General features: G+C 62.1%; 8 protein-coding genes (1 of these 8 running past the window's edge). 5 read left to right on the forward strand and 3 right to left on the reverse strand.

From position 1 onward, the window contains the following. The 4 genes in view from HW932_RS12685 to HW932_RS12700 are tightly spaced (at most 29 nt apart) and all read left to right on the forward strand, a layout consistent with a single transcriptional unit that may run on beyond the window. Positions 1-3661, forward strand: the end of a protein-coding gene (locus HW932_RS12685; RefSeq protein ID WP_176976862.1) for an SDR family NAD(P)-dependent oxidoreductase. It extends 23831 nt beyond the left edge of the window; only the last 3661 of its 27492 coding nucleotides appear in the window; the start codon falls outside the window, past its left edge; its stop codon occupies positions 3659-3661. Positions 3662-3690: 29 nt separating this feature from the next. Continuing rightward, entirely contained in the window at positions 3691-4560 is an 870-nt protein-coding gene (gene fabD, locus HW932_RS12690) for an ACP S-malonyltransferase (RefSeq protein ID WP_176976863.1), read from the forward strand. 2 nt (positions 4561-4562) lie between these two features. Beyond that, positions 4563-5543, forward strand: a complete 981-nt coding sequence (locus HW932_RS12695) for an acyltransferase domain-containing protein (RefSeq protein WP_176976864.1) — start codon at positions 4563-4565, stop codon at positions 5541-5543. Positions 5544-5549: 6 nt separating this feature from the next. Next, positions 5550-7931 (forward strand): D-arabinono-1,4-lactone oxidase, encoded by a 2382-nt coding sequence (locus HW932_RS12700; protein WP_176976865.1) that lies wholly within the window; start codon positions 5550-5552, stop codon positions 7929-7931. 13 nt (positions 7932-7944) lie between these two features. On the opposite strand, the gene HW932_RS12705 is transcribed toward HW932_RS12700, so the two are convergent. Then, entirely contained in the window at positions 7945-8730 is a 786-nt protein-coding gene (locus HW932_RS12705; protein WP_176976866.1) for a glycosyltransferase family 32 protein, read from the reverse strand. Positions 8731-8885: 155 nt separating this feature from the next. On the opposite strand from HW932_RS12705, the gene HW932_RS12710 reads away from it, so the two are divergent. Further along, positions 8886-9641: a 4'-phosphopantetheinyl transferase family protein gene (locus tag HW932_RS12710; RefSeq protein WP_176976867.1), complete on the forward strand. Its 756-nt coding sequence runs from the start codon at positions 8886-8888 to the stop codon at positions 9639-9641. Here the strand turns inward: HW932_RS12710 and HW932_RS12715 are convergent. Both HW932_RS12715 and HW932_RS12720 read right to left on the reverse strand, forming a co-directional pair. Next, on the reverse strand, positions 9628-11364 hold the full coding sequence (locus tag HW932_RS12715; protein WP_176976868.1) for a carbamoyltransferase family protein: 1737 nt from the start codon (positions 11362-11364) through the stop codon (positions 9628-9630). The two genes, HW932_RS12710 and HW932_RS12715, sit on opposite strands and share 14 nt — an antisense overlap. A 23-nt stretch (positions 11365-11387) precedes the next feature. Continuing rightward, positions 11388-12221 (reverse strand): glycosyltransferase family 25 protein, encoded by an 834-nt coding sequence (locus HW932_RS12720; RefSeq protein ID WP_176976869.1) that lies wholly within the window; start codon positions 12219-12221, stop codon positions 11388-11390. Between the last annotated feature and the right edge of the window lie 12 nt (positions 12222-12233).

A 12233-nucleotide genomic window follows, 5' to 3' on the forward strand; every position in this document is an offset into this window, starting at 1 on the left:
CGCACCGGACCGGCTCCATCCGCTGGTGCATCGCAATGTGTCGAGTCTCGGCGGACTCAGGTTCCACAGCCGTTTCGACGGCGGTGAGATACTGGTCAGGGATCATGTGGTCGCCGGGCGCCCGCTCATGCCGGGGGCGGCGATCCTCGAACTCCTGCTCACCGGCGCCCGGCTGGCGGCGGATGCTCAGCCGGTGCGACTCAGGAATCTGGTCTGGCGGCGACCACTGGCGGTCGGGGACGACGGAATCGACTTGACGCTCGCCCTGGGCCGGCCCGGTCAGGATGGGTTCGACCTGGAACTGCGCTCGGCGGACGGCGACCTCTTCGCCGACGCCAGGGCTGAATACAGGGCCGAGCCGGTCGGCGACCGGCCTGACGTGCCACCCCTGGATCTGGAGGCGATTCGCCGTCGCTGCCCCAATCGCGTGGATGTCGGCCACGTCTACGCGGCGTTCGCCGATCGGGGGCTGGAATACGGGCCGGGCTATCAGGTCATCCAGGAACTCAGGCAGGGTTCGGATGAAGTCCTGAGCCGGCTACGGGTGCCCGATGTCTGGGGTGCAGGTGATGCCTATCGACTCCACCCGGCCCTGGTCGATGGGGCACTCCAGTCGCTGGCCTTCCTGCGGTCGGACGAGGCCGGTCTGAGCCTGCCCTTTGCCGTCGATCGAGTCGAGTGTCCGGCGCCCCTGCCCCGTGCGTGCTGGGCCTACGCGCGCCTGGAGCGCGAGGCTGGCGGGATGCGGCGCCATCGCCTGAGCCTGCTCGACGACGCGGGCCGCCCGCTGGCGAGCCTGGACGGGGTGGTGATCCGGCGTTTGCCGGATCGCCGGGCGGACTTCATCTTTCACACCCCGGTCTGGTGCGACGCACCGCTCGACCCGGGCGAAGACGTTTTTTCGGGCGACCTCCTGCTGTTCGACCCAGGCCCAGAACTGGCCAGGTCATTGCGCCGGGCTGGCGCACGTGTGACTCGTGTCCGCTTCGGTTCCAGGTATGAGGTGAAGGCCAACCGGGTCAGTCTCCGCGCCGAGCACCCGAAGGATTACGAGCGCCTGCTGCGCAAGACCCCGCACGACGCCATCATCCTGGTGTGTCCGGGCGCGGACGCGAGCCTGGACGAGCGACTGGACCTTGGGATCCGGACCCTGCATCGCCTCACCCGGGCGCTGATCCGGCAGGGCGGACGGGAGCCGCTGAGGCTACTCGTCGCCTATCCGCCCGGAGATCCATCCGGCGAGGCGATCGGCGGCTATGCCAAGAGCATTCGCCACGAACACCCGCGACTCTCGATCAAGACGGTCGCGGTCGAGCGACCGGAGGCGGAGGTGCTGTTGCGCGAGCTGTCGAACACGGATACGGAAGTGCGCCGGCTCGCCCGCCGGCGTGAGGTTCGACGACTCGAAGAGGTCGAGCCGCAGAGCAGGTTCTCCTGGCGCCGGGGAGGCGTCTGCGTCATCTCCGGCGGTGCCGGCGGACTCGGTCTGCTGTTCGCCCGGTACCTGATCCGGCATCACGAGGCGAAGGTCGTCCTGGCCGGTCGGTCGACACTGGATCCCGAGCGGCAGGCCCAAGTAGAGGCGCTCGGCGGGCAGGCAATCTATGTGAGTTGTGATGTCAGCGAGCGCGCCGGCGCCAAAGCCCTGATCGCGGCGGCCCGGGAGCGCTTCGGCCGCGTCGACGCCGTCATCCATGCGGCCGGTATCCTCAGGGACGGGTTGACGATGAACAAGACCGACGAAGACCTGGCCGCCGTGCTGCGTCCGAAGATCCTGGGCGCCCTGGCCCTGGACGAGGCGACCCGGGACGAGGATCTGGACGGCTTTCTGCTGTTTTCGTCCTCCGTGGCCGTCTTGGGCAACGCGGGTCAGAGCGACTACGCCTTCGCCAATGCCTGGCTGGATGCCTTCGCACGCGATCGCAACCGTCTGTGCGCCGAAGGAAAACGCCGTGGCCGAACATGCTCGATCGACTGGCCGCTGTGGGAGGAGGGCGGAATGCCGGGGCCGGCGTCGACGGAGCGCGCGGATCGGCTGGGCCTGCGGCCCCTGGACACCGCGTCCGGATTCGAACTGTTCGAGCAGGCACTGGCCTGTGACCTGCCTCAGATATGGGGATGTCTCGGCGATCGGGAGCGGATCCGTGCCGCGCTGAGTGCGGCGCCGCCGGCTCGACCGGAGATCGAGCCCGAGGCGGCCAGGCCCAAGGACGGCCCGGCGCTCGGCGCCCGGGAGGAGCTCGTCGCCTATCTGGTGGGGCGGATCTCGGCGCTGTCCAGGATCCCGGCGTCCGAGATCCAGCCGGGCGAGACGCTGGAGAAGTACGGTGTCGACTCGATGCTGGCGATGGAACTGAGCGCGGAACTCGAGAAGCGCTATGGCGAGCTCTCCAAGACGCTGGTCTTCGAGTACCCCACGATCGATCGTCTGGCGGATCATCTGCTGGAGACGGCGCTGGTCGCACCTGAGCCGGAAGGACGCCGGACACCGAGATCCGTCCCTCTGGCGCCGATCGACTATCTCTTCGTCGGCCCCGACCGGCTCGCGATCAAGGTGCTCTATTACTTCGAGCAGCGCCTCGATTTTTCACGCCTCATGGACGGTCTCAGGATCGCGGTGGAAGCCTTCTATCCCGTCAATTCCGAGCTGGTCCTGGATCGGGATGGAAACTATGTGATCCGCGAGTGCCTGGACGATCCGGATTTCGCCGAAGTGATCATGCCGGAGAACCTCGCCTTGCCGGACGAGACGGATCCCGCGACGCTGCGCCCGTTCCAGGTCGATTTCGACCCGACCCGTCGCGGGGAGAAGCTGGCGAAATTTCGCTTGCAGCAACTGGACCGGGGCAGCCTCCTCAACGTCAGCCTGTCGCACGCGATCGCCGATGGCTACAGCTTCTATTACTTCATGTCGGCCTGGGCGGCGGCTTGCCGCGGCGAATCCTTCCTCACCCCGGATCACTCGCGTGAGCGACTGATACAGGCCGCCCGACGTTCACAGCAGGCCGGCGACGCCGTTCCATTGCTGGTGCTGTTGCATCCGGGTGTCCGGACGACCACCACACGGATGGACTGTCTATCCTTCGATGGCCCGGCCATGGTCGCGGAAGCCCGGACGGACGCGAAGCCCGGAGAAGCGGAACGACTCACCGAAAACAGCGTGCTGACAGCCAGGGTGTGGAAGCACTACGCCCAGTCTCTGCCCGAGACCACCGGGAAGATCACCCTGGCCTGTCCGATCAATTTCCGCCGTCACAGCGGCGACTGGTCGCACGCCTATTTCGGCAATGCCTCGGCGCCGGCGGTGATCGAGCGTACTCGCGATCAGGTACTGGCGATGTCCATCGCGACGCTCGCCGCCGAGATCACTACGGCGGTCGCGGCCTGTGACGATAAAACCCTGCTTCGCTATAATGCGGCCGTCGACGCACTCCGGCGAACCGGCGGTCTGGAGGCGACCAATCGAGCCATGCTGGTCGATCCGACGAGCGGGCTGGTCGTCACGAACGTCGCCCGTTTCCCACTGCCGCCGATCGATTTCGGCCATGGCCCCTGCACACAGGATTTCAACGCCGTCAATTACGCCGGTACCGGGGTGATCGTGGCCGACTCCGGGACGCGCCTGAAAGTCCGCGTGTCCTATCCGGAATCCTGGACCTGAGACGCTTTTCAAGGCTGGAGCCGGTATCCATGACACGCATCTATCTCTTCCCCGGACAGGGATCCCAGACGCCCGGCATGGGCCGGGATCTCTTCGCGCGCTTTCCGGAGCAGGTCGCCATCGCCGATCGTGTGCTGGGCTACTCGCTCACCGAGCTCTGCCTGGAGGATCCCCGCGGCCTACTCAATCAGACTCTATACACTCAGCCGGCGCTCTTCGTGGTGAATGCGCTCACCTTTCTGGACCATCTGGTCAAGACCGGAGAGCTTCCTCATATCGTTGCCGGCCATAGCCTCGGTGAGTACAACGCCCTGTTTGCGGCTTCGGCCATCGGTTTCGAAACTGGGGTCAGACTCGTCAAGCGACGAGCCGAGTTGATGGCCGAGGCGCGCGACGGAGGTATGGCGGCGGTGATCGGTCTCGATGTCGAAAAGATTCGCGCAACCCTCGACCGGCAGGGCCTCGACTCGATCGATATCGCGAATCTGAACTCACCACTGCAAACCGTGATCTCCGGCCCCATCGCAGATCTGGATCGGGCGCAGTCGCCACTCGAGCAGGCCGGGGCAATGATGTTCAAGAAGTTGCCGGTCAGCGCGGCCTTTCATTCGCGCTATATGGCGGAGGCGGCGAATCGGTTCGAGCGCTTCCTGGAGTCGGTCGAGATCGGGATTCCGCGCCTCCCGGTCATCTCGAACGTGACCGGATCCTTTCACGACCCCCAGACGATCAAGACGATGCTGTCGCGCCAGATCACCCATCCGGTGCGCTGGGTGGAGTCGGTATCGACCCTGAAGCGCGAGCCCGAGCCGACATTCACCGAGCTGGGTCCGGGCACGGTCCTGACGGGGCTCAATCGACGCATCGACATGGAAACCGCCAGGGCAACGGGACACTAGACATGCGCAACGGCCGGCCAAAAACCCTCTGGATGTTCTCGGGACAGGGGTCACAGTACTATCAGATGGGCCTGGATCTCTACGAGAGCCACGAGTCGTTCAGGCGAGAGCTGGAGACGGCGGATCGCATCGCCCAGCGGATGCTCAACGAATCACTGATCGAGATCGTCTATCGCGCGCGCGAGGATCGCTTCGAGCCGTTCGATGAGATCCTCCATTCACACCCGGCGCTGCTCATGATCGAGTACGCCCTGGCGCGTGTCCTGCTCGCGCATCACGTCGAGCCGGATGCCCTGTTCGGCTACAGTCTCGGCGAGCTGACCGCCCGGCTGATCTCGGGGGCCATCTCGCTGGAGGACGCGATGAGCTTCGCGGTGAAGACGGCGGAGCTCATCCATTACTGTGCTCCCGCCGGGAAGATGCTGGCCGTGCTGCACGCTGCTGAGATCGTCGAGCAGTATCCGGCGGCCTTCGAGGGCTGTGAGATCGCCGCGCACAATTTTCCGGGCAATTTCATCGTCGCGGGTCCGGCGGACGCCGTCGGGCGGCTGAAACAGTTCCTGGCCAGCCGTGACATCAATACGATCGAGCTGCCGGTGGCCCATCCGTTTCACTCATCGCTCATGGCCGGGATCCGGACACCCTTGCGCGAGCTGGCCGACCAGATAGCGTTCAGCCGCCCCCGGATACCCGTCCTCTCGGCGCTGAACGGCGAGCCGGTCGAGACCGATTCACCCGAGCGGTTGCTGGAGGCCATGAGCGCCCAGGTAGACTTCGGCGCGACCCTGAGAACGCTCGAGCGCTCCGGCCCCTGGCTCTATCTCGATCTGGGGCCTTCCGGAAGTCTGGCGACCACTGTCAAATACAACCTGAACGCAGATTCGCGCTCCGAGATCCTGTCGATCATCACGCGCTTCGGCCAGGCGGGGCGCAATCTCCAGCGGCTGCTGGATCGATTGAATTCAGACCCGTCGGGGGAGTGAGCGTTTATGTCGAATCTTGCCGGATCGAACAAGGGGCTTGTGAGCGTCACCGGCGCCAACGGCGGCATTGCGCAATCCCTGCTGCCCGCGCTACTGGGCGACCACTATGCGGTCAGAGCCCTGTTTCGCGCCGAGAACGCCAACAGCCGGCGCTGGGCCGAGGCAGGATGCGAGATCGTCATTGGTGATTTGCGCGATCCGGATTCGCTGAAATCCCTGGTCGCCGGCGCCGATGTCGTCATCCATGGCGCGGCGAAGATCATGGGCTTCGACCCTGGCGCCTTTCATGCGACCAACGTCCAGGGAACCAAGAATCTCCTCGCCGCCGCCATCGACAGCGGCTGTCGTCGCTTCGTCCATCTCAGTTCCATGGCCGTGTATGGCGCGGGTGAGCCAGGAGCCGACGGCGCCTATCCCGAGAACACCGAGCTGCGTTCAAGCGAGTCGCTCGATGCCTATACGCGAACCAAGCTCCTCGCGGAGCGGGCCGTCGTCGAGGCCGGCGAAGGCTCCGCACTCGAATACGTCATCCTGAGACCGACCTGCGTCTATGGTCCGTACATCCAGTCCTGGACCCTGTTGCCCCTGAACATGATCCTGAAGGGGCGGCCGCTGCTCATCGGCTTCGACGCGCCCGAGGGACTGATGGACGCGGTGTACGTGGAAGACCTCGTGCAGGCCATTCTCCGCGCCGTCGCGGAGCCCAGGGCCGCCGGCGAGATCTTCAATATCGGCGGCGAAAGCCTCGGTTTCCGGGAGTTCTATGAACGGCTCGGCGCCATGGTCGATCGGGCGCCGCGTTTGGGTTCGGAGGCCCGACTCCAGCGACTCTCATCCATGATTCGCCCTGTATCGCGATTCTGGCCGGCGGCGGCGGAGATCGGGCGCGGCCTGGAGATGGTGCGACGACTGTCGCTGAGCCGCTGTCGCTACCCCTCGACCAAGGCCATGACGACCCTGGGTTATGCGCCCAGGTTCCAGCTTCCGACCGGAATGCTCCGGACCGAGCTCGTGCTCCGAGAGACGGGCGCCCTGCCCGCCCGGAGACGGCCGATACCCAGCTCGGATCGTCACTATCATGTTCGCCCCAGGGTGCTGGTGCGTCCCGAGACCGAGCCGCAGATCATCGACGCGATCGGGGAGGCGCGGGCACGCGATCTTCCGGTCAAGGCGATCGGCGCGCTCCATTCGTTCGTGCCCATCCCAGTCACCGAAGGCGTCTGTGTCTCACTCGATCGCTACCGACAAGTCCTCGAGGTCGAGGAATCGCGTGTGACCGTCCAGGCGGGAATCACCATCGCCGAACTCAATACCGCCTTGAGGCAACATGGGTTGGCCCTGCCGGTCAATGGCTTCTATACGGCTCAGACCATCGCGGGCGCCATCAGCACCGCGACCCACGGCGGTTCACTCCATCACGGCACCCTGGCGGACCAGGTGGAAGCGATCCGTATCGTCCGACCCGATGGAACCGTCCTGGACATCGGAGCGGCGGACGGGCGTTTCCATGCCGTCGTTGTCTCGCTCGGACTCCTGGGGATCGTCTCGACGGTCACGCTGAAGTGCGTTCCCGAGTTCTATCTGCGATCGGAAGCCAGGGTCTGTTCCATCGAACAGTTGCTCACGGAATTCGACTCCATTCAGCGCGGGAACGACTTCGTCGACGTTCTGTATCATCCGCAGACGCGCCAGGTCAAGATGCTGCTGATGAATCGCGTCCCGGTTCCTCAGAATGAGCCGATTTCGCCGCCGATCGAATCCGTGCCACCCTCGGTCGCCAGGAAGAAACTGGTTTCCTTCGTCTTCCGGAATTTCCTGCGGGTGTTGAACACGACCAGTTCTGAATCCATGAATCGGGCGGTGGTCAATCGGGTCATAGATACCCTCTATCCATCCGAGGGGATCAGGCGGTCCGATGAAGCCCTGACCTTCGGTGATCTGTCCGCCGTCGAGCCGTTTCCGATCGATGACATGGAATTCGCTGTTCCCTATGGGCAGGCGGTCGACGCACTTAGGGAGCTTTCCGATCTATTCGAGCGCAAACGCAATTTTCCCCGCTTTTTCCCTGTGCATCTGCGCTGCTCCAGGGCCGGGGAGCACTGGCTCAGTCCCAATCACCGGCGGGATGTCTGCTGGTTCGAGTTCTGGCAGTATCCCTCGAACCCGGCGCTGTATGCGGAGCTGGCGAGTCTGTTCGATCGCTTCGACAGTCGATTGCACTGGGGAAAGATCGGTTCGACCGACCCCGAGCGTCTGACCGGGCTGTACGAGCGCTGGGCCGATTTCACCCGGCTGCGCTCGGAGTGGGATCCAGAGGGGCTGTTGCTGAACGAACGGACCGCGAGATGGTTTGGCCGGGATGAGCGTGCTCTTGGCTCCGGATCCTGAACCAAGAAACAGCTCATGGGGACTGTCTTGAAGTCGGTTTCGTGATGGGCTCGGGCATCAGCAGCAGGTTGCGTACCATCATTTTCTTCTTGAACGCCTCGTCCATCCAGGTGCCGGCGAAATGATGACGGACGTAAACCGTTCGCAGCAATTCCGGAAAGAGCGCGCTCGCCATGAAGCGGACCGTGTTTTGCGTCTCGAAGCAGCCAAAATAGGCCGGGGGCATGGCCCTCAATGTTCCGCCTTGCTCCATGTACTGCGTCAAGCCGGCCGTGAAGGCATGGGGGCCTGTGCGTTTGACGAATTTCAGGACGGGGTGATCACCGTAGTCGGAATCGATATGGCGCTCGATATGCTTGAGCACGGCCATGAGCGCGGGGTGCCTTGGACGCGCGAGAAAGGTCCATTGACAATACACGGGTGAAATGTCGGTCGGGTACATGTTCATCACTCGGACGGATTTCGTCTCGACTTCCTTGCAGACGATCAGCTCATCGTCGTCCGCGACGAAGTCGAGTGGACGCTTGCATTCGCAGTCCATGTCGGCATACATGCCACCATACTCGAACAGGATCATGTAGCGCAGTAAGTCGCTTTTCGCGACCGGGCTTTCCAGTGATGTAAAGATCTCGAGAAACTCTGGGAATTTGTCGCGGACCAGTTCGAGACAGGGTTCATCCTCCCAGATCCGATGTTCCCAATCGGGCATCATGCGCGAAAAGGAGTCGGACAGATCTTTGTATTTTTGAGGTATTTCGCTCGAGATCCAGATCTGATGGATAATTCTTGGAATCGCCATGCAGTCACTCCGCTTGTCGGGGCCAAGGCCGGTGCGATCAAGGCCATGTGCCGGTCGCTGGGATCGCGGGGCAGCCCCGCTCGCTATGAAGTTAGGATACTCTCAAGCACCTATTGGAGCCAGTCGCCGACGTGAACGCGGTCCCGGCTAGAAACATGAGCGATTTGACGGATCTGCCTCCCAGAACCGCGATCGAAAAATTCCGCTTGATCCGTGAGGAATCGGTCTCCTGGGCGGCTATTGGACTTTCGGCGTGCGCAGACACCGAGTTGCTATCGAAGCGAGAAGACATTCTTCACTCGCGAGAGCTCGAGATCTTCGAATCCGACACCTATGGTCGATGGCGATGCGGTTATTTGCGCGGACGACTGTGCGCGAAGTTGGCGCTACGGGCCCTGCATGACCACTGCGACTTCCGGCAGGTCATGATTGACAGGGGAGTCTTTGGCCAGCCAATCGTTCTGAGCAGGACGTTGACCAATATTCAAGTCAGTCTCTCGCACTCTGGACACTGGGCGGCGGCGGTCGCGTTCCATGAAGGCCATCCGATGGCGATCGACATCGAGGTTCATGCCGAGAACAAACAGGATGTCATACTCGCCAACATGACCGTCGCCGAGATCGATGCAATCGCGGCAACCCATCTGAGCGCCGACATGCGTCCGACGGTGCTGTGGACGATCAAGGAGTCGCTCTCGAAGGTCTTGCGAACCGGATTGATGTCGCCATTCGACATCTACGCGATCGACAGGATCACGGAAGAGGATGGAATGATCGTCTCCACGTTCAGAAACTTCGCACAGTACAAATGTGTGTCGTTTTCGATTGGTGACCTGGCGCTGTCGCTGACGCTGCCCAAGAGAACCAGGGTCGATCTGGACTTCAACAGTTGGGAAGCTATTTCTCGATGAGATAATCCCCGATCACCAGCGCATCCAGGCCCGTCGTGAAGAACAGCCCCACGGCATCTTCCAGGGAATTGATGATGGGTTTTCCCATGATATTGAAACTGGTATTCAGGAGTATCGGAACACCGGTCACTTTATGGAAGGCAGCGATCAAATCATGGTAACGAGGATTCCACTCGCGACGTACCGATTGGACGCGCCCGGTGCCATTGACGTGGACCACGGCTGGTACTTTGGCGACGACCTCGGGCCTGAACCTGAGCGTTCTTTCCATGTATGGCGAGCACTGATAGTTCTCGAAATACTCCGGCCCGAATTCATCGAGGATCGATGGCGCAAAGGGGCGAAATTCCTCGCGGAACTTGACCAGGTCGTTGATGCGATCCTTCATGTCCGGAGAGCGGGGATCGGCCAGGATCGAGCGATTCCCGAGGGCACGAGGCCCGAATTCAGCACGGCCCTGTACCCACCCCAGAAGTTTTCCCTCCGACAGAAGGCGTGCCGCTTCCTCGACGAGCGTTTCCGGCAGGTTGCGCGCCTTCTCGAAGCGACCGAACCGAATCAGATTGTCGATGGATTGCCGGGGAATCGCGGAGCCCAGATAGGGACTCTGTACAGTCACCGATGGTTTTGCATCTGGATGATCCGCCTGATAGGCCAGCAGTGCGCATCCAAGCGCATTGCCGTCGTCGCCCGGAGCGCTTGGAATATGCAATCGTTCGAATCCGGTCTGCTCCAGAATCTTGCCGTTGTACGAGCTGTTCAGTGCGCAGCCGCCGCCCAAAACCAGATTCTTGGAAATTCCAAGTTTATAAAAATTTCTCAGCAACTCGGTCAGCGTTTCTTCGTAAAAATGTTGTGCCGTGCAGGCCAGGTTCGCCGCCGTGATGGCCAGTGCACCCTTGGCGCGCGCCTTCTTTTGCATGGCTGCGGCCCATTGCTCGATGCCCGCCAGTGAAGGGTACTTGAACTTCAGACCGTCGATCCTGACCAGCGCTCTCAATGCATCGAGAATCTCGGCATCGATTTCGCCATAGGGGGCTAGACCCATCATTTTCCATTCTTCGCCGGCCTCCGAACTGAATCCGCAAAAATCGGTGCAGACAGCATAGAGGATTCCCAGGCTCTCAGGCCCCTTCAATTGGTCCAGGGTTTTCAAGCGTCCGTGGCGATACTCAAGATAGGTCATGGAGCCGCTTTCGCCCTGGCCGTCGCAGATGACGCAGGCGGCTTCATCGAACGGACTGGTAAAGCAGGCGTTCGCCGCATGGGCCAGATGATGCTGGAATTTGACGTACTTCAGATTCCTGTTACCGAAGTCGACGCCGAGGACGCTGGACAGGTTCCCTCCGGACAGCTTGAGGCTGGTGTGCTGCTGCCAGAGCGATTGGAAGAGAATCGATTTGTCGACGAGAAAGCGCGTCATCCCAGGCGATCGTTTCGACAGCTTTTCGTGATTGGTGATTCCGGACAGGTAATTGAGATCCAGCAATCTGCAGAAGCCGGAACTCCAGGGTTTGGCGATGACATAGGCGGCGTCGGGTTCACAGTGATCGCGAATGACCCGCCGGACCAGGCCACGCACGTCTGCGGCGGTCGTATAGGCGCGCTTGTCCTGTAGAAAACGTTCGGTCGCCTCGGCGAACAGCACCTCGCCATCCGGTCCCACGACGGCCAGGGCCGGGTCGTGAAAGGTCGTGGCCAGTCCGATATAAAAGGTCTGCATGTCTCGTCGCTCGCCAGTGGTGTTCAATCCGATAGCGCGACTTCGATGAACTCTCCTCCCGAGTCACACCCAAGACTCGCCGAGGAGGTGTCGTGCCGTTTTTTCCTAGGCCCCGCCTTCAGACGCATGACGTGCCGGTAGACGCGAAAGAACAGGAGTCCCTGCTCGATCTTGAGCCGCTCCCACACCGGCAGCTGATCGAATTTCAACCGTTCGCGATAGGACAGCGCCGAATAGATCATCGCCTTGCCGAGCCAGCCGGTCTTGTTGAGGTCGCGACTGTCCCAGGTTCCATCCGATTCGGAGGCGCGCTGGATGCAGACGAGTGGATCGATGTGGACACAGGCCTCGTTGCGATTGACGATGGTGAAGAAGGTGTCCACGGACATGCCCGAGTAGTTCGGGCGTTCGGCGAGCAGCTTTCGGGCATGATCGGCGCGAATCACATAGGCATGAGTCGTCATGATGGCGCCGCGCAGGAAATGCGCATCGAGGCGTTCGATCTTGCGGAAGATGAAACCACCGAGGTGCAGGAACGGGCATTCATCGTGCCGGCGCATGAAGTCGACCACCCGGCGCATGTTCTCCAGGTGGTCGCCCTGGAAGAGGACATCGTCCTCGAACACCAGGACATAGGGCACTCCCTGAGCCAGGGCATATTCCAGACAGGCCATGTGAGAGTCGACACATCCCTTGTCGCGATCGGTCTGGGGTTCGGCCCGAAAGAGCACGATCCGCTTGAGCCCGACTCGGGTCAGCTCATGCACGACTTCCTGGTAACGATCATCCCTGGTCTTGAGGTTGATGCACATGACCAGGGGAAAAAAGCTCCAGGGATCATCGTCAGCTTGATTCATAGTCGAGCCATC

It is taken from the genome of Allochromatium humboldtianum (genome assembly GCF_013385175.1).
Taxonomy (GTDB): domain Bacteria; phylum Pseudomonadota; class Gammaproteobacteria; order Chromatiales; family Chromatiaceae; genus Thermochromatium; species Thermochromatium humboldtianum.